A 17,446-nucleotide genomic window follows, 5' to 3' on the forward strand; every position below is an offset into this window, starting at 1 on the left:
TGCGCTATTCATTTGGAACCGGCGGGCCGCTTGGGCAAACCGTTTCCCATGAACGACAAGATTGCCCTGATCGGTTTCGGAGAGGCCGCCACCACTTTCGCGCAAGCGGCGCGGTGGAGCGGCTGTGCGTTCGACATCCTGCCGGATCGCGCACGGGTGATGGCGGATGCGGGCATCGAATGTTCGGCGACTGCCGCGGATGCCCTCAAAAATGCCGATATCGTGCTCTCGCTCGTCACGGCGGACAGTGCGCTGAACGTGGCGCGCGACTACGCTCCGTATTTGCAGGCCGGGGCGATCTGGTGCGACATGAATTCCGTGGCGCCCGATACAAAGCGCGATGCCGCGCTTGCCGTGGAAGCGGCGGGAGGGCGCTATGCGGACGTTGCGGTTCTGGCACCGGTCAATCCGGCAAGGCTGGCTGTTCCGCTGCTCGTTTCCGGTCCGTGCGCTGCCGAGGCGGTCGTGGCGCTGGAAGCATTGGGGTTCACCAATGTCCGGTCGGTCGGGTCCGAAATCGGCCGTGCTTCGGCGATCAAGATGATCCGGTCGGTCATGGTGAAGGGGCTTGAAGCTCTGACCGACGAGATGATGCAGGCGGCCCGTGCCGCAGGCGTCGTCGACGAAGTGCTGACCTCGCTCGACAAGAGCGAGAAGTCTGCGCGGTGGGCCGACAGGGCCGAATACAATCTGGAACGGATGACGACGCATGGTTTGCGCCGCGCCGCGGAGATGGAGGAAGCCGCAAAGACCCTCGCGTCTTTGGGCATCGAACCTCTGCTGACGTCCGCCACAGTCACGCGGCAACGCGAAGCCGCCACACGCCATGAAAAAGTCGGGAGCAAGGAATGAGTTTGGTTATCGATTGTCACGGCCACTACACCGTGCTGCCCAAGCCTCACGAGGATTGGCGGGCCGAACAGATCGCCGCCTTCGAAGCGGGGAGGGAAGCGCCGCCCTATCCGGACATTTCCGACGACGAGATCCGTGAAACGATCGAAAGCAACCAGCTGCGCCTGTTGAAAGAGCGCGGCGCGGACCTGACGATCTTTTCCCCGCGCGCCAGTGCCATGGCGCCCCACGTGGGCGACCAGTCGGTGGCGAGTGCCTGGGCACGGGCCTGCAACGACCTGATCTACCGCGTTACGCAGCTTTATCCCGATACTTTCGCAGGGGTGTGCATGTTGCCGCAAAGTCCGAAATCGGACCTTTCGGCATCGGTGACAGAACTGCGTCGCTGCGTCGAGGAAATGGGTTTCATCGGTTGCAACCTCAATCCCGATCCGGGTGGCGGCCATTTCGAGCATCCTCCGCTGACCGACGAATACTGGTTCCCGATCTATGAGGCGATGTGCGATCTCGACGTGCCCGCGATGATCCACGTTTCGGGCAGCTGCAATCCGGCCATGCACGCTACCGGCGGTTATTACCTGGCGGCGGACACTGTCGCGTTCATGCAGCTGCTGCAGGGGGACTTGTTCTCCCGCTTCCCGACGCTTCGCCTGATCATCCCGCATGGCGGCGGGGCCGTGCCCTACCACTGGGGGCGGTATCGCGGACTGGCCGACATGTTGAAGCAGCCGGACATCGAAACGCACCTGATGAACAACGTGTTCTTCGATACCTGCGTCTATCACCAGCCGGGCATCGACCTGCTGGCCGACGTGATCGCGAACAAGAACATCCTGTTCGGCAGCGAAATGGTGGGCGCGGTTCGCGGTATCGATCCGCAGACGGGCCATTATTTCGACGATACGAAACGCTACGTCGATGCGCTCGATATCTCCGATGCGGAACGCCACGCCATTTTCGAAGGCAATGCCCGGCGCGTATTTCCGCGCCTTGATACACAATTGAAGGAGCGAGGGCTGTGACAAGCTGGGTCGAAAACGCCTGGTACGTGGCAAGCTGGGACGCGGGCATTACGTCCACGCCCAAGGCGCGCACCATCTGCGGCATCCCGATGATGTTCTATCGCAAGCTCGACCGCAGCGTCGTGGCGATGCGCGATGCCTGTCCGCACCGGATGCTGCCGCTTTCGATGGGGATCAAGGAAGGCGACTCGATCCGCTGCAAGTACCACGGGCTGAAGCTGGGGCCTGATGGCGTGGCCGAGGAAATGCCGCTGCGCAACGATCCCGTGAACAAGCGCATCTGCGCGGAAACGTTCGCAGTGCACGAACGCCATCGTTTCGTGTGGGTGTGGATCGGCGACAAGGACAAGGCTGATCCGGCGCTTATCCCGGATCTTTGGCCCTGTTCCGCCGATGGCTGGACGTTCGACGGCGGCTACTATCACATCGCCTGCGATTATCGCCTGATGATCGACAACCTGATGGACCTGACGCACGAAACCCACGTGCACTCCAGCTCCATCGGTCAGCCCGAAATCATGGAAGCCCCGCTGGAATGCGAGGTCAAGGGTGACAAGGTCGAGCTGTGGCGCTGGATGTCGGGCATCGACGCTCCGCCTTTCTGGCGCGAGGCGCTGGGCAAGGAAGGGCCGGTCGATCGCTGGCAGATCTGCCAGTTCCTGCTGCCCTCCAGCGTGATGATCGACGTTGGCGTGGCGCCGGTTGATGCGGGGGCGACTCTGGCCAATCACGATCAGGGCGTGCGCGGCATGGTCGTCGATTGCATGACGCCCGAGACCGAGACGAGCCACCATTACTTCTGGGGCATGGCCCGCAATTTCGATATCAACGACGTCGGTTTCACCGCGCGCTTCAAGGCTCAGCAGGGCGGCGTCTTCGCCGAAGACAAGGTCATCCTCGAGGCGCAGCAGCAAGCGATCGAGCAAAATCCGGACCTGAAGATGAACAGCTATTCCATCGACCAGGGCGGCGTGCGCGCAAGGCAGATCATCGCCCGCGCAATCAGGGCAAAAGAGGAGCAAGGCGCATGAGCGGGCCGAAAGACATCCACACCTATCTTGCCGAGTTCGACGACATTCCCGGCACCCGCGTGTTCACCGCCGCCCGGGCAAGAAAAGGCTATCACCTCAACCAGTTCGCGATGAGCCTGATGAAGGCCGAGAACCGCGACCGCTTTCGCGCCGACGAAAAGGCCTACCTCGACGAGTGGAAACTGTCCGACGAGGTGAAGGCGGCCGTGCTGGCGCGCGATTACAACGCGCTGCTCGACCTTGGCGGCAACGTCTATTTCCTGTCCAAGCTCTTTTCCACCGACGGCATCAGCTTTGCCGAAGCGGTTTCGACCATGACCGACATGGACTTTCCCGCTTATCGCGAAATGATGAACCGTGGCGGTCGTTCGCCCGAAGGACTGCGTTCGATAAGGGAGAAACGCTGATGGCCCGTATTACTGCAGGCATCGCCACGAGCCATGTCCCGCTGCTTGGCGTGGCGGCCGATCAGGGCAAGTCGGGCGACGAGTACTTTTCGCCGATCTTCGCAGGTTACGAATGGTCGCGGGAGTGGCTGGCTGAAAACCTGCCCGACGTGATCGTGCTGGTCTACAACGATCACGCATCCGCCTTCGACATGAAGATCATCCCGACTTTCGCCATCGGCTGCGGCGAGAGCTATGCCCCCGCGGACGAGGGGTGGGGGCCGCGGCCCGTTCCCGACGTCGAAGGGCACCCGGACCTTGCATGGCATATCGCGCAAAGCCTGATCCTCGACGAATTCGACATGACCATCATCAACGAGATGGACGTCGATCACGGGCTGACCGTACCGCTGACCATGCTGTTCGGCGCGCCCGACAAGTGGCCGTGCAAGGTGATCCCCTTGGCGGTCAATGTCGTCACCTACCCGCCGCCTTCGGGCAATCGCTGCTGGGCGCTGGGCGAGGCAATCGCGCGGGCCGTCGACAGTTTCCCCGAAGATCTCGACGTGCAGGTCTGGGGCACGGGCGGCATGAGCCACCAGCTTCAGGGCCCTCGCGCCGGCCTGATCAATCCGGAATGGGACAACATGTTCCTCGACGGACTGGTCGGCGACACCGACAAGCTGCGCCATATTCCGCATATCGAGTATCTGCGCGAAACCGGCAGCGAAGGCATCGAGATGGTCATGTGGCTGATCATGCGCGGTGCCCTGGGGCGTGAGACAAGGGCGCTCCACCGCCACTATCACGTGCCCTGTTCGAACACGGCCATCGGGCACATCGTGCTCGAGCCAGTCGACGGCACCGTGCCGCCTTCCACGACGATCGAAGGCAACAATTCGGCCGCCAAGGCATAAGCGCCAAGGCCATAAACGAATACATTCAGGAGAGTCCCATGATCCGCATCGCCCTCGTCGGCGCCGGCGCTTTTGGTGAAAAGCATCTGGCCGGCCTCAAGAACGTTCCCGATGCCGAAGTCGTCACCGTCGTCAGCGCATCCGAAGCAGAATCGCGCAAGTTGGCCGACCAATTCGGCGTGGCCGACGTTTCGGACGACTACGAAGCCACTTTGCAGCGTGACGACATCGACGCGGTCATCCTGACCACGCCGACCCCGATGCACGCCGCACAGGCGATCCAGGCGATGGATGCCGGAAAGCATGTCGAGGTCGAGATTCCGGCTGCGGATAGCTGGGCCGATGCGCAGGCCGTGTTGGCCAAGCAGCAGGAAACCGGCCTTGTCTGCATGGTCGGCCACACGCGCCGCTTCAATCCGTCGCACCAGTACGTGAAGCAGCAGATCGATGCCGGGAAGTTCACGATCCAGGCGATGGATATCGAGACGTTCTTCTTCCGGCGCACCAACACCAATGCCAAGGGCGAGCCGCGTAGCTGGACCGACCACCTGCTCTGGCACCATTCGGCCCATTCGATCGACATTTTCCAGTACATGACAGGGGCGAAGGTCGTGAAGGCCAACATCCTGCAAGGGCCCAAGCATCCCGACCTCGGCATCGCGATGGACCAGTCGATCCAGATGAAAACGGACAAGGGCCAGATCCTGACGCTTGCGCTGTCGTTCAACAACGACGGGCCGCTGGGCACCTTTTTCCGTTACATTGGCGATACGGGCACCTATATCGCGCGCTACGACGACCTGGTGAATGGCCGCGAGGAACCCATCGATGTCAGCAATGTCGATATCAGCATGAATGGAATCGAATTGCAGGACCGGGAATTCGTCGCCGCGATCAGGGAAGGGCGCGAACCCAATTCCTCCATCGCCCAAGTCATGGACTGCTACCGCGTGATCGGCGAACTTGCCGAAAGTCTTGAGCAGCAGGACGGCTGGTCTTGAGCGCAAGGCAGCTTTGCGGCCGATCGGTGCAGCCGATCGGCCTGGGGTGCATGAACCTGTCGTGGGCCTATGGCGAGCCGCCGGAACACGCGGAAAAGATCCGCCTGCTCAACGAAGCGCTCGATCACGGTTACGACCACCTCGACACTGCGAATATCTACGGACAGGGCAAGAACGAGGAACTGCTGGCCGAGGCAGTGATGCACCGGCGCGGGGAGTTCTTACTTGCCAGCAAGACGGGCATCATCGTCGATGGCGCGCGGCGGGGTATCGATTGTTCGCCCGATGCCATTACGCAAAGTCTTGATGCCAGCCTGACGCGGCTTAAGACCGATCACATCGACTTGTTCTACATGCACCGCTTCGATCCGAAGGTGCCGATTGCCGACAGCGTCGGCGCCATGCAGCGCGCGATCGAGGCGGGGAAGATCGGGGCATACGGCGTGTCCGAATGGTCTGCCGCGCACATCCGCGAGGCGCATGCCTGCTATCCGGTCGGGGCAGTTCAGACCGAACTGTCGCTCTGGACCCGCAATGTCGAACTGGGCGTGCTGGATGCGACCGTGACGCTTGGCATACCGCTTGTCGCGTTCTCACCCGTGGGCCGCGGCGCGCTGGGTGGTGTCTTGAAAAACCCGGCAAAGCTGAGCGAGAAGGATCTGCGCCGCAAGATGCCGCGGTTCAGCGAAGAGAACTGGCCCGTAAACCGCCAGTTGATCGAGCGGTTTGACGCCATCGCCGCGCGGGAAGGGCTGGCGCCTGCCCAATTGGCGCTGGCGTGGGTTCTGGACCAGGGCGCGAATGTCCACGCGATCCCGGGCACGACCAGCATCGCCCACATGGCCGAAAACTTCACGGCCGGTTCCATCGCGGTGGACCGGGCAGTGCTGGATGAGGCGGGTGCGGTGATCAACACGCTTACCGTGGCCGGGCACCGCTATCCCGAGATGATACGCCCGACCATCGACACCGAAGAATACTGAAGCCCTGAGGGCAATGCTCGATCTGCGGGACCGCCATGGCTGTCCGCGCAGAGGCTGCCGATTTGGCGGTGATGGCTGGCACGCCGCACGGCCCGATGAACTATAATCAAAACTTCTAGTGATGGACAAAAACAAACAATTGGACCGCTTGTTCTAAGCGGCGCAGTCTGACCGGCGTGAAGGCCAAAAAAGGCCACTGGGGAGGATTGTGAGATGAAGCATTTCGCGTTGGCGAGCACGGCCATGGTGCTGGCGCTGTCCGCAACATCGGTGTCGGCACAGACCGCAGATGACGCTTCGGGCGATAGCCGGACTTCGACGAACGAGGTTCGCGGCGGCATTAGCGAGATCGTCGTCACCGCGCAGCGCCGCGAAGAAAGCCTGCAGGACGCCGCGATTCCGATCAACGCGGTCGATGGCGCGGAACTGGCGCGATCGGGTGTGTCCGACGTTACTCAGCTGAACAAGGTCGCCCCCGCGCTCTACGTGCCCGAAGCGGGCGGCGCGAATGTCGGTTACTTCGTGCGCGGCGTCGGCAATTTCGCCAACAATGGTTATACGAACCCTGCCGTCGCCTTCAATCTCGACGGCGTCTATATCGGCCGCCCTTCCTCGACCGTTGCCTCTTTCCTCGATGTCAATCGCGTCGAAGTGCTGAAGGGGCCGCAAGGCACGCTCTACGGCCGTAACGCGACCGGCGGAGCAGTGAACGTCATTCCCAATGCGCCGCGCCTCGACGTGCTGGAAGGCAGCGTTTCGGCGCAATACGGCAATTACGATGCGCTGGAATTGGGTGGCGTCCTAAACGTGCCACTCGGCGAAACCGTGGCCGCGCGCTTCGCCGGTGCCTGGACCGATCGCGATGGCTACTATTCGGACGGAACCGGCTCGGCCGAAAACCTTGCCTTGCGCGGGCAGCTGTTCTTCGAAATTTCGCCCGCAGTGGACCTGCGCCTGTCCGCCGATTATTCGACACAGAAAGGAACCGGCCCGGGCCTTGATGTCGACGGCGTCTATACTTTCGCTCCGTTCACGCCCGATGCGACGGTCCCGAACTGGCAGTTCATTCCCGCGCCTGCCACTGTGTCGGACCCGTTTACCGGCCTTTTCGTACCCGAAGCGCTGGGCTTCATTCAATCGAGCGCCACGGCCGCACCGCTCTATTCGCCCGTCACCGGCTACGCTTATCCGTTCCGTGACGACGAGTACTGGGGCATGAATGCCGAACTCAACGCCGATCTGGGTTTCGCGGACCTGGTGGTGATCCCGGCCTATCGCCGGTCGGAGCTCGACAACCTGTTCAACGGCGCGCCGTTCAAGGGCGCGCTCAACCAGGACAAGGCCGAACAGTTCTCCATCGAAGCGAGGCTGTCGGGCGATGCGGGTCCGCTCGAATGGCTCGTCGGGGCATTTTACTTTGACGAGGACGTGTCCGGCCTCAATTCCTATAACCAGTTTTCGACGATTTCATTTCAGGACTTTGCCACCAAGACGGAATCCACCGCTGTCTTCGCTCGTCTGAGCTACAGCGTGACGGACGATTTCCGGTTGGTTGGCGGCATCCGCTATACCGACGAAAGCCGGTCGATCGATGCGCAGTCGATCGCGGTGGCGGGCGTGTGCCTGATCGAGCCGGCCTTTGGTCCGCCCAGCTGTCCGCAAGTTCCGACTTTGCCGCTGGGCCTGACACTGGAAGACAGCATCGCGCAGCTCGACCCGGCCCTGTTCCCCGCCGGTTCGCCGCTTACCCGCCCGTCGCCTTATGGCGCGTTCCCCTACGGTCCGTTCGGCATGATGGGGCCACAGGCACTGCTGATCGTGACGCCGACCGAAATCGTGAGGGACGCAAGCGATGACCAGATCACCTGGCGCGCCGCGGCAGAGTACGACGTCACCCCCGACAATCTGCTCTACGCCATCTTCGAAACGGGCTTTCGTGCCGGTGGTTTCAACCTGACGTTCGGCCAGGAGGAATACGACCCGGAATTCATCGACGCCTATACACTTGGCGCGAAGAACAGCTTCCTGAACAATCGCCTGCAGCTCAACTTCGAGGCTTTCTACTGGGATTACCGCGGGCAGCAGCTGGCGGCGCTGGGGGTCGATGCGCGGGGTAACAACTCGTTCTTCACCCGCAATGTGGGGAAATCCACCATCAAGGGTGTGGAGATCGATTTCCAGGCGCTGGTTGCGCAGAACACGTTGCTGCGCGGGGGCGTGCAGTATCTCGACGCACAGTTCGACAGCTTCGTCTACGATCAGGTCGACCTGTCGGACCAGACCGACCCGCCCAACTTCCTCACGCCGATCACGGGCTGCGACTATACCCAAAACCTTGGCGCACAGCGGTCCTTCACCATCGATTGTTCGGGCAAGCCATCGCTCAATGCGCCGAAATGGACGGTGAATTTGGGCCTGCAGCAGACCTTCGAGCTGACCGATTACGAGATCATCGCCACGATCGATGGGCGCTCTCGCAGCAATCGCGTGACCGGGTTCAATTACCTGCCGACCGGGAACAGCGGCAACGACTTCACGCTTGATGCAAGCATCTCGCTCGTACCCATCGACAAGGGTTTCACGGCCGGGCTGTACATGCGCAATATCACGAACGAGGCGATGCCGTCGCTGTACCAGCTGGGCGCTGCGAACGTGGCTTCGGTGAAGTATGAGCCGCCCCGGACCTACGGCGTGCGCGTCGGGTACGAGTTCTGATCGTGGCGTGTTTCCGTCAGGTTGCCGTCGGCGTAGCCGCCATGCTGACGGCGCTGGCCGCGCCGGTCGGTGCGCAATCGGGGCAGTCGGGTTCGGATTCTGAAGGCATATGGATCACTTTGGGCACTGCCGGGGGGCCGGTTACGAACCCCCGGCGCTCCCAACCGGCGAACCTGCTTCGGTTTGGCGGCAAGGATTATCTTGTCGATGTCGGTGATGGAACGGCGGGTCAGATCAGCCGGGTCGGCGTGCAGAGCAAGATGGTCGATGCCGTCTTCATATCGCATCTTCATTTCGATCATACCGGCGGGCTGGCTGCGCTCCTCGGCCTTCGGTTCCAGACCAGCAGCCGCGATCCGCTCACCATATACGGGCCTCCGGGCACGGGTGAGATGGTCGACGGGTTGCTTGCCTCGATGGTGCCGGGCGCCACGGCCAATTACGGGGTTGCCGGGGCTCCTCCCGTCGATCACCGTGCGAACATAAAGGTCGTGGAACTACGCGGCGGTGACAGCGTGACGGTGGATGGCATGACCGTGACCGCAGCGTCCAATACTCATTACAGTTTTCCGCCCGGCAGCGATCTGGCACAGCGTTTTCAGGCACTCTCGTTCCGTTTCGACCTGCCCGGTCGCTCCATCGTCTATACCGGTGATACCGGGCCCAGCGATGCGGTGGTAAACCTTGCCAGAAATGCCGACCTGCTGGTGGCGGAGATGATGGACATTCCACTGACCATCGAACGCATGAGCAAGGCAAATCCCGGGATGCCGGAACCGATGCTGAAGTCCATGCAAACCCATCTCAGCGAACATCACCTTTCACCCTCGGACGTGGGCGAACTGGCCCATGCCGCGGGTGTCGGATCGGTGGTCGTGACCCATTTTTCGGGCTGGGAAGCGGATGACCCGCGCCATTTCGCTTATCTGCAGGGCATTGGCGCGGTCTACGATGGCCCATTCGTCATCGCCAGCGACATGGACGCGTTCTGATGGATTAGCTGCGCGAAGATAGTTCCCTGATCTTTTCCCTCAACCACATGAGGCCCGGATCGGCTTCGCGCGTGGCGTGAAACTGCATCATTTCGCGCATCGGCGGTATGGGGAAAGGCGTGGGCAGCACTTTGAGCGGCAGGCGCTTTGCCATGTAGTGCGCCAGCCTTTCGTGCATGACGCATAGCCGCATCGTGCCGGGGACGAGGAACGGGGCCTGGATGAAGGAGGGCACGCGCACTTCGATCCGCCTTTCCACGCCGTTGCGCTCGAACCATTCCTCGGCAAAGGTGTGCTTTCGCGCCACGCTCACGCCAACGTGGCCGGAATTGGTGAAGGTAGAGCGGCTCAGGCCATCGGTAACCATCGGATTGTCGGCGCAGGCGACAGTTACGTGCCTCTCCTCGAAAACCAGCTCGTAAGGGTGGTCGGGGTGAACGAAGACCTCGGGCGTGAGCATGAGGTCCAGATCGCCGTTGCCCAGCGCGACCTGCGATTCCGGTCCGGGAAGTTCGAACGCAAAGCGGATCGAGGGTGCTTCCTGCGCAAGGGAATTGATCAGCGGCGCGAACAGCACGGTTGAAATATAATCCGAGGCCGCGATCCGGAACCGGCGATCCGACTGGCGCGGATCGAACCGGCCCTGGCGCGTGATGAGCGCGCGCAGTTCGGAAACCTTTTCGGAAATTTCACCCTGCATCGTCAGCGCGAAAGGGGTGGGGATCATGCGCTTGCCATGCTGGGCAAGGATGTCGTCCTGAAAGCTTTCGCGCAGGCGTTTCAAAGACGCGCTCATCGCCGATTGGGTGACGTTCAGGCGATTGGCCGCCTTGGTGACGTTCTGCTCCTGCATCAGCACATCGAAGGCCACGAGGAGGTTCAGATCAAAGTTGTCGAGCCGCATGCTCCATCGATAGCGATGATGATAAGTAAGCAAAAGAAAAAATTGGACTGATTTTGCGGTGAGTGAGACTGTCTCTCCACACGCTCTTTGGAAGCGCGGGAGAGATTTTGACAATGCAAAACCTGGAAGTCCTCGTCATCGGTGGCGGGATCGGCGGGCTGACCGCTGCGATCGCACTGCGCCGCGATGGCCACAACGTGACGGTGATCGAGAAAGATCCCAACTGGGCGGTCTATGGCGTCGGCATCATTCAGCAGGGCAATGTCCTGCGCGCGATGAACCAGCTGGGCCTGCTGGACGACTACATCAATGCATCGGTCGGCTTCGACACGGTCGCGGTCCACGCCCCCGACGGTACCGAAGTCGCGCGCGTGCCCAGTCCGCGCCTTGTCGAAGGTTATCCCGCCAATGTCGGCATCGGCCGGCCCGCGCTGCAAAAAGTGCTGGGCGACCGCACGATAGCCGCGGGCGCAGAAGTGCGCCTTGGCGTCACCGCGGACAGCATCGCGGACGACGGCGAAGGTGTCACGGTAGAGTTCTCCGACGGCACGACGGGCCGGTTCGATATCGTCGTCGGCGCGGACGGCGTCTATTCGGACACGCGCCAGAAGATCCTGCCCGATGCCGAAAAGCCGGAATATACCGGGCAGGCAGTCTGGCGTTACAACCTTCCGCGCCCGGACGATCTGGATGCGCTCCACGCCTATAACGGTCCGACCGGCGTTGGCCTCGTGCCGATGAGCCCGGACCTCATGTACATGTTCGTCACCACGCCGGAACCGGACAACCCCTGGTATGAGAAAACCGGCATCGCAAAGACGATGCGGGAAAAGCTGGCGAATACCGCGCCGCAGTTGCAGGAAATGGCCGAAGGCATCACCGATGACGACGGGGTGGTCTATCGCCCCTTGGAAGCCATGATGATTTATGGTCCTTGGAGCAGTGGCCGGGTCGTTCTGCTGGGTGATGCCGTCCACGCGACGACGCCGCATCTGGGGCAGGGCGCGGGCATGGCGATCGAGGACAGTATCGTTCTGGCCGAGGAACTGGCCAGGGCCGACACGCCCGAAGCGGCTTTCGAAGCCTATCGCGAGCGCCGGTTCGAACGCTGCCGCTATATCGTCGAAAGCTCGCTGGCGATTTGCCACGGCCAGATCGGCAAGGGGCCCCCGGTCGACAATCACAAGGCAACCGCCGAAATGTTCAAGGTCGTGGCCGAGCCGATCTGAGCGTCCGTGCCCAGCCGCTTTTACCGAGTGCAAAGCGAGCGGGTGGACCTTTCACCATGGGGATCACCGGCAGTGTAGCCCCAAAGAATTCATCGAAAACGCGCCTGCCGCATTTTCGAACAGCTGATGAAACAAGAGGAATTGCAATGAGCCGAGTCACCGAGATCCGCTACGTCGGCTACGGCGTCCAGGACTTCGACAACGAGCGCAAGTTCTACGCCGACGACTGGGGCCTGGTCGAAGTCGAAGCCAATGACGACACCGCATGGTTCAAGACCCACGGTCATGACGAACACCACGTGGTCCGCCTGCATCGCAGCGAAACCAACTGCGTCGAAGTGATCGCGCTCGCCGCAGACAGCCGTGAGGACGTGGACGCCCTGCAGGCGAAAGTCGAAGAGGCCGGGTGCAAGATCATCCACGCCGCGCGTGAACTCGACGCGCCGGGCGGCGGATACGGCTTCCGCTTCTTCAGCCCGGACGGGTTGCCCTTTGAAATCAGCGCCGACGTCAAGCGTCTCGACAAGCGGGCGATGGAGCGTTGGGAAGGCGTGCCGGTCAAGATCAGCCACATCGTACTGCATTCGCCCGATCATCACGCGCTGACCAAGTTCTTCACCGATGTCCTTGGCTTCAAGGTTTCGGACTGGCTTGGCGATTTCATGGTTTTCCTGCGCTGCAACGATGCGCACCATCGCATCGCCCTGCTGCCCGGGCCGCCGTGCCTCAATCACGTTGCCTATGACGTGCTGAGCGTTGACGACATGATGCGGGGCGCCAGCCGCCTGCGCAAGCGCGGCACGGACCTGCGCTGGGGCCCCGGTCGCCACACGGCGGGGAACAATGCGTTTTCGTATTTCTGCACACCCGCGGGCTTTGCCGTCGAATATACGGCCGAGCTGGAGAACGTGGACTTCGAAACGCACGAACCCAAGGTGCACGAGCCGGGTCCGCAGATCATGGACCAGTGGGGCGTTGGAACCGGTGGGCCGCAGACGATGCCCAAGCCCGAGGCCGATCCCTGCCTTTTCCAGCCGGCGGGAGCGTAATCGATGTCGCTCTATTCCCCCTTCAAGAACTACATCTGGAACCTCTCGGTCGCCATCGCGATGGAGAGCGGCGGGCGCATCGGCGAGATCGTCGACATGTGCCAGCCGATCCTCGACGCTGCGGATAAAGGCGCGGATGCGGGCACGCCGCAGTTCATGCAGGCATGGGCCGGGATGGGCCACAAACTGCTGGAACTGGCCGCAGAGGACGAGGCCAAGGGCCGGATGTTCTCCGCATCGGACAAGCTGGAGCGCGGAGCGCTCTACCTGCTCGTCGCCGAACGCATGCAGGGTCACGGAACCAAAGGGCGCGAGGAAACTTACGCGCTGGCCCGCGATACGTTCGACAAGTCCACCCGGCTCGGCAAGATCAACCGCGAGCGCGTCGAAATACCGCTTGAGAACGGCACGATGTCGGCGCTCTTCACCCGCGCTCCGGGTAACGGACCGAAGCCCTGCGTGGTGTTCTGCAACGGCCTCGATAGCTGTAAGGAAATGCTCTACTGGACCGGCGTACCTGCCGCCCTCGCGCGGCGGGGTATCTCAACGCTTTGCGTCGATCAGCCCGGTACCGGCGAGGCGCTGCGCCTGCAGAACCTGCCTGTCGATCCCCATTCGGAAAGCTGGGCCAGCAAGGCCGTCGACTGGCTGGAGCAGCAGGACGAGGTCGACAACGCCAAAATCGGCATGACCGGCATCTCGCTCGGCGGGCACTTCGCACCGCGCGCCGTTGCCTATGAGCCGCGCTTTGCCAGCGGTGCGGTATGGGGTGCGAACCACAACTGGCGTGAAGTGCAGGACAAGCGGATGGAGCGCGAAGGCGAAAATCCCGTCCCGCATTACTGGGCGCACGTCCATTGGGCCTTTGGCGCCAAGGATCAGGAAGACTTCCTTGAAAAGTCGACCGACATGAACCTCAACGGCCACATGGACCGGATCAAGGTGCCATTCCTTGTCACCCACGGTGCACACGACCGGCAGATCAACGTCGGTTACGCCGACGATCTCTATGACCAGCTCGTCAATTCGCCGCGCCGCGAGAAGGTGATCTTCACCGAACGCGAAGGCGGGGTCGAGCATGTCGGCGCGGACAACATGAGCTATGGCCGCGACCTCATCGCTGACTGGTTTGCCGAAACGCTGGGCGGTCATTGCGGATGACATCCGCCGCTTGGCCCGGCCCGGCGGTCAAACAACGGGAAGGGGGCATGGACTGGCCGGCTTCGGCCAACATGCCCCTTGCCCCGTGTGCCGGTGACAAGGCACGCGCGCAGTGACCACGCAGACCAGCCCCGTGGCATCGATGGGCAACGGGCAGACCCGTCACGGCGTCGTCGTCCTTGCCGCGTCGATCATGCCGATCATGGCGATCATCTCGCTGGTCCCGGTGCTGCCGCTGCTGGAGCGGGAATTTGCCTCCGTGCCGGGCAGCGAGTTTCTGGTGCCCATGGCGCTGACGATACCGGCCCTGTGCGTGGCGCTGTTCTCCCCGCTTGCCGGGTGGCTTTCGGACCGGATGGGTCGCAAGCGGTTGCTGGTCGCGGCGCTGGTGCTTTACGCGGGCTTTGGCATCGTCCCCTGGTTCCTGACCGACCTGATGCTGATCATCGCCTCGCGCATACCGCTGGGTCTGGCGGAAGCGGCGATCATGACGATCGCCACGGCCCTGATCGGTGATTACTTTTCGGGTGAACGGCGGGAGAACTGGATCGCGATCCAGATCGCCACGGGCAGCATCGCGGCCATCGCGCTGATCGCCATCGGCGGAGGTCTGGGAGAGCTCTTCGGCTCTCGCGGTCCATTCCTGCTTTACCTCGTGGCTTTGCCCATCGCTCTTGCCGCGGCGCTCATTCTTTACGAACCCGCAAAGCCGCATGGTGATGAAGAGGCACGCGGCGTGCGTTTCCCGTTTGCCGCCGTTTTGCCGCTGGTGGCCACGACGCTTCTGGCAGGGATCGTCTTCTATACCGTGATCGTACAGCTCGGCCCGATCCTGCAGCTTTCGGGCAGTGTGTCTCCGGGGGTCATCGGCCTTATCGGTGCGGGCGCGAACCTGGGCGTGGCGGCGGGCAGTTTCCTGTTCAAGCGATTCAGGAGGAACGCGGGACCGCTGCTTCTGGCGCTCGGCTTTGCCCTGGCCGCTGCGGGTTATCTGGGCGCGGGTCTTTCGGACAGTCTCGTTTCGATTTCCGCCTTCGCCATTCTTGCCTGTGTCGGCAGCGGTGTCGTCCTGCCCAACATGATGACCTGGACGATGCGCCGCGTGCCGGTCGAAACGCGCGGGCGCGGCATGGGTCTTTGGACCGGCGCTTTCTTTCTGGGCCAGTTCATCGCACCGCTGGTGGCCGTCGCCCTCATCGGCGCGGCGGGTGGGCTGGCCCCCGCACTGACGCTTTACGCCGCGGTGATCGCCGCAGCCGCGCTTGGCGCGCTACTGGTGGCACGAAGCGGTGCGAGCCGCGCCGCACATTCGCCATTGAATTGAGAGGATAGAGCATGAACATCAAACCGATCCGCCGGATCGTGACCGGTCACGATGCCGAAGGCCGCGCCATCATTCAGGAAGACGGCGCGGTCGCCCGCATGCAGCGCATCGGTGGCGACATCGGGCCCATGTTCCATGAAGTGTGGAACACGCAGTCCACGCCCGCCGTGATCGACGCGGCCAGCGGAGAGCCGGAGGAGGAAGGCATCGTCCTTGCCCCGCCAAAGAACGGCACGCGCATTCGCGTGCTCGACATCCCGCCCGAAGGGGACGGCATCCGCAACATGACACCCGAAGAGGCCGCGGCCCACTTTGCCGAGGTTGGCGCAGGCCATGCATCCAACGCCGCCAAGTCCGGTGCGAAACACGCGTTGATGCACCGGACGGAGACGATCGATTACGGCATCGTCCTTGAAGGGGAACTGGTGCTGATCATGGACGAAGGCGAAACCACCGTGCGCGCGGGCGATATCGTGATCCAGCGCGGCACGAACCACGGTTGGGCCAATCGCAGCGACGCCAATTGCCGTATCGCTTTCATCCTGATCGATGGCGCTTTCGAAGAAGGCCTTGCCTGATGCGCCTTGCGACCAGACGGAACGGGACGCCCGATGGCGAATTGATCGTGGTGTCGGCCGATGGCACGCGGTGTCTGGCCGCTGGCAACGGCGTGCCCAACCTGCTGGGCGCGATGGGCGATTGGTCCGCCGCCGCCGATGTGCTGTCGATGCTGGCCGGGCGTCTCGACGCGGGTGAGGGCGAGCCGCTCGACATGGGCGCGCTTACTGCGCCGATGCCGCGCAGCTGGCAATGGCTCGACGGGTCTGCTTTCGGCACGCATGCTGAACTCATGCAGATCGCGTTTCAGCAAGAGCCGCTGCGGCACGAACGTCCGCTGATGTACCAGGGCATGTCGGACCGGTTCTTCGGCCCCACTGAAGACGCGGTCTTTCCCGACGAGAAGGCCGGCATCGATTTCGAGGGCGAATTCGGCGTGATCGTCGACGCCGTGCCGATGGGCACGAGTGCGCAGGACGCCCTAAATCACATCAAGCTGATCGTGCAGATCAACGACTGGTCGCTGCGCGCCTATGCCGTGCCGGAAATGCAGACCGGGTTCGGTTTCATCCTGGCAAAGCCTGCCAGCACGATAGCGCCCTTTGCGGTGACGCCCGATGAACTGGGCGATGCATGGCGCGATGGCCGTGTCGGCCTTGACCTGTGCATCGACTGGAACAGCGACAGGTTCGGCAGCGCCAATGGCCGGGAAATGGCGGTCGGTTTCCATGACCTGGTCGCCCATGCCGCCACGACCCGGGACCTGGTGGCCGGGACGGTGATCGGATCGGGAACCGTTGCCAACAAGGGTTACGCACAAGTCGGATCGAGCTGTATTTCCGAACGCCGCGCGATCGAGATCATCGCCGATGGGAAGCCGTCGACCCAGTTCATGAAATTCGGCGATACCGTGCGGATGGAAGCCAGGCTGTCCGATGGGCGCGCCCCGTTCGGTGCAATCGAACAGAAAGTCGCCGCGCCCACAAGCTGAGCGGCGCGCCGTACTGGACGCAGCTTCGCTCGACCGCGTTATGGCAATTTTGCCGCGCCCGTGGTGACTTTCGTCACAGGGGCGCGGCACGTTTAGGGCGCTAGCATCTGCCGTGGCCAACAGCTGCGAGCGGACCCGCTGCCAATTAGATCACTGAAATTTCACGAAAAAGCGGACTGTTGCCTCGTTTCGTCCGACACCAAAGACCCACGCAAAATTTTTTCACACTTCCTGCATCCGGTTGGCGATCGGCGACGTAGCTGCACGTGCCCGCGACAAATGCGTGGCACCGCATCAGGGGTGAAGGCGTGTTCGAACGTTTGATCCTGTT

General features: G+C 62.4%; 16 protein-coding genes. 15 read left to right on the forward strand and 1 reads right to left on the reverse strand.

Annotated features, from left to right (window positions below):
* Positions 1-48 precede the first annotated feature (48 nt).
* The 9 genes from FAX90_RS00650 to FAX90_RS00690 all read left to right on the forward strand — a co-directional run bounded on the left by FAX90_RS00650 (position 49) and on the right by FAX90_RS00690 (position 9,899).
* Positions 49-852 (forward strand): NAD(P)-dependent oxidoreductase, encoded by an 804-nt coding sequence (locus FAX90_RS00650; protein ID WP_144094591.1) that lies wholly within the window; start codon positions 49-51, stop codon positions 850-852.
* On the forward strand, positions 849-1,874 hold the full coding sequence (locus tag FAX90_RS00655) for an amidohydrolase family protein (RefSeq protein WP_144094593.1): 1,026 nt from the start codon (positions 849-851) through the stop codon (positions 1,872-1,874). Before FAX90_RS00650 ends, FAX90_RS00655 begins: the two co-directional genes overlap by 4 nt.
* Positions 1,871-2,905, forward strand: coding sequence for an aromatic ring-hydroxylating oxygenase subunit alpha (locus FAX90_RS00660; RefSeq protein WP_144094595.1), 1,035 nt, complete (start codon positions 1,871-1,873; stop codon positions 2,903-2,905). Before FAX90_RS00655 ends, FAX90_RS00660 begins: the two co-directional genes overlap by 4 nt.
* Positions 2,902-3,312, forward strand: a complete 411-nt coding sequence (ligA, locus tag FAX90_RS00665) for a protocatechuate 4,5-dioxygenase subunit alpha (RefSeq protein WP_144094598.1) — start codon at positions 2,902-2,904, stop codon at positions 3,310-3,312. Before FAX90_RS00660 ends, ligA begins: the two co-directional genes overlap by 4 nt.
* Positions 3,312-4,208 carry a class III extradiol dioxygenase subunit beta gene (locus FAX90_RS00670; protein ID WP_144094600.1) on the forward strand — a complete coding sequence of 299 codons (897 nt, stop codon included), beginning with the start codon at positions 3,312-3,314 and terminating at the stop codon, positions 4,206-4,208. The genes ligA and FAX90_RS00670 overlap by 1 nt, the downstream gene beginning before the upstream one ends.
* Positions 4,209-4,249: 41 nt before the next feature.
* Positions 4,250-5,209 carry a Gfo/Idh/MocA family oxidoreductase gene (locus tag FAX90_RS00675; RefSeq protein WP_144096769.1) on the forward strand — a complete coding sequence of 320 codons (960 nt, stop codon included), beginning with the start codon at positions 4,250-4,252 and terminating at the stop codon, positions 5,207-5,209.
* The gene (locus tag FAX90_RS00680; protein WP_170234806.1) at positions 5,206-6,192 is read left to right on the forward strand and encodes an aldo/keto reductase; all 987 of its coding nucleotides are present in this window, start codon (positions 5,206-5,208) and stop codon (positions 6,190-6,192) included. The genes FAX90_RS00675 and FAX90_RS00680 overlap by 4 nt, the downstream gene beginning before the upstream one ends.
* A gap of 213 nt (positions 6,193-6,405) precedes the next feature.
* Entirely contained in the window at positions 6,406-8,907 is a 2,502-nt protein-coding gene (locus tag FAX90_RS00685; protein WP_144094604.1) for a TonB-dependent receptor, read from the forward strand.
* 2 nt (positions 8,908-8,909) lie between these two features.
* A complete protein-coding gene (locus FAX90_RS00690) occupies positions 8,910-9,899 on the forward strand; it encodes an MBL fold metallo-hydrolase (RefSeq protein WP_240704653.1) in 990 nt (329 codons plus the stop codon).
* Between the two features lie 4 nt (positions 9,900-9,903).
* Here FAX90_RS00690 and FAX90_RS00695 read toward each other — a convergent pair whose 3' ends face one another.
* Entirely contained in the window at positions 9,904-10,803 is a 900-nt protein-coding gene (locus FAX90_RS00695) for a LysR family transcriptional regulator (RefSeq protein WP_144094606.1), read from the reverse strand.
* Positions 10,804-10,916: 113 nt separating this feature from the next.
* On the opposite strand from FAX90_RS00695, the gene FAX90_RS00700 reads away from it, so the two are divergent.
* The 6 genes from FAX90_RS00700 to FAX90_RS00725 all read left to right on the forward strand — a co-directional run bounded on the left by FAX90_RS00700 (position 10,917) and on the right by FAX90_RS00725 (position 17,115).
* On the forward strand, positions 10,917-12,032 hold the full coding sequence (locus FAX90_RS00700; RefSeq protein WP_144094608.1) for an FAD-dependent oxidoreductase: 1,116 nt from the start codon (positions 10,917-10,919) through the stop codon (positions 12,030-12,032).
* Between the two features lie 146 nt (positions 12,033-12,178).
* Positions 12,179-13,081 carry a VOC family protein gene (locus FAX90_RS00705; RefSeq protein ID WP_144094610.1) on the forward strand — a complete coding sequence of 301 codons (903 nt, stop codon included), beginning with the start codon at positions 12,179-12,181 and terminating at the stop codon, positions 13,079-13,081.
* A gap of 3 nt (positions 13,082-13,084) precedes the next feature.
* A complete protein-coding gene (locus FAX90_RS00710; protein WP_144094611.1) occupies positions 13,085-14,242 on the forward strand; it encodes an alpha/beta hydrolase family protein in 1,158 nt (385 codons plus the stop codon).
* A gap of 112 nt (positions 14,243-14,354) precedes the next feature.
* The gene (locus FAX90_RS00715; RefSeq protein ID WP_240704654.1) at positions 14,355-15,566 is read left to right on the forward strand and encodes an MFS transporter; all 1,212 of its coding nucleotides are present in this window, start codon (positions 14,355-14,357) and stop codon (positions 15,564-15,566) included.
* 11 nt (positions 15,567-15,577) lie between these two features.
* Complete coding sequence (locus FAX90_RS00720; RefSeq protein WP_144094613.1) at positions 15,578-16,144, forward strand: cupin domain-containing protein; 567 nt, start codon at positions 15,578-15,580, stop codon at positions 16,142-16,144.
* Positions 16,144-17,115, forward strand: coding sequence for a fumarylacetoacetate hydrolase family protein (locus tag FAX90_RS00725; protein ID WP_144094615.1), 972 nt, complete (start codon positions 16,144-16,146; stop codon positions 17,113-17,115). The genes FAX90_RS00720 and FAX90_RS00725 overlap by 1 nt, the downstream gene beginning before the upstream one ends.
* The last annotated feature ends 331 nt before the right edge of the window (positions 17,116-17,446 follow it).

The organism is Croceicoccus sediminis (genome assembly GCF_007570835.1).
GTDB lineage: Bacteria > Pseudomonadota > Alphaproteobacteria > Sphingomonadales > Sphingomonadaceae > Croceicoccus > Croceicoccus sediminis.

Excerpts from the sequence above, each read along its gene's own strand:
- FAX90_RS00650 (WP_144094591.1), top strand. The coding sequence starts at position 49 with ATGAACGACAAGATTGCCCTGATCGGTTTCGGAGAGGCCGCCACCACT.
- FAX90_RS00655 (WP_144094593.1), top strand. The coding sequence starts at position 849 with ATGAGTTTGGTTATCGATTGTCACGGCCACTACACCGTGCTGCCCAAG.
- ligA (WP_144094598.1), top strand. The coding sequence starts at position 2,902 with ATGAGCGGGCCGAAAGACATCCACACCTATCTTGCCGAGTTCGACGAC.
- FAX90_RS00670 (WP_144094600.1), top strand. The coding sequence starts at position 3,312 with ATGGCCCGTATTACTGCAGGCATCGCCACGAGCCATGTCCCGCTGCTT.
- FAX90_RS00685 (WP_144094604.1), top strand. The coding sequence starts at position 6,406 with ATGAAGCATTTCGCGTTGGCGAGCACGGCCATGGTGCTGGCGCTGTCC.
- FAX90_RS00695 (WP_144094606.1), bottom strand. The coding sequence starts at position 10,803 with ATGCGGCTCGACAACTTTGATCTGAACCTCCTCGTGGCCTTCGATGTG.
- FAX90_RS00700 (WP_144094608.1), top strand. The coding sequence starts at position 10,917 with ATGCAAAACCTGGAAGTCCTCGTCATCGGTGGCGGGATCGGCGGGCTG.
- FAX90_RS00705 (WP_144094610.1), top strand. The coding sequence starts at position 12,179 with ATGAGCCGAGTCACCGAGATCCGCTACGTCGGCTACGGCGTCCAGGAC.
- FAX90_RS00710 (WP_144094611.1), top strand. The coding sequence starts at position 13,085 with ATGTCGCTCTATTCCCCCTTCAAGAACTACATCTGGAACCTCTCGGTC.
- FAX90_RS00720 (WP_144094613.1), top strand. The coding sequence starts at position 15,578 with ATGAACATCAAACCGATCCGCCGGATCGTGACCGGTCACGATGCCGAA.
- FAX90_RS00725 (WP_144094615.1), top strand. The coding sequence starts at position 16,144 with ATGCGCCTTGCGACCAGACGGAACGGGACGCCCGATGGCGAATTGATC.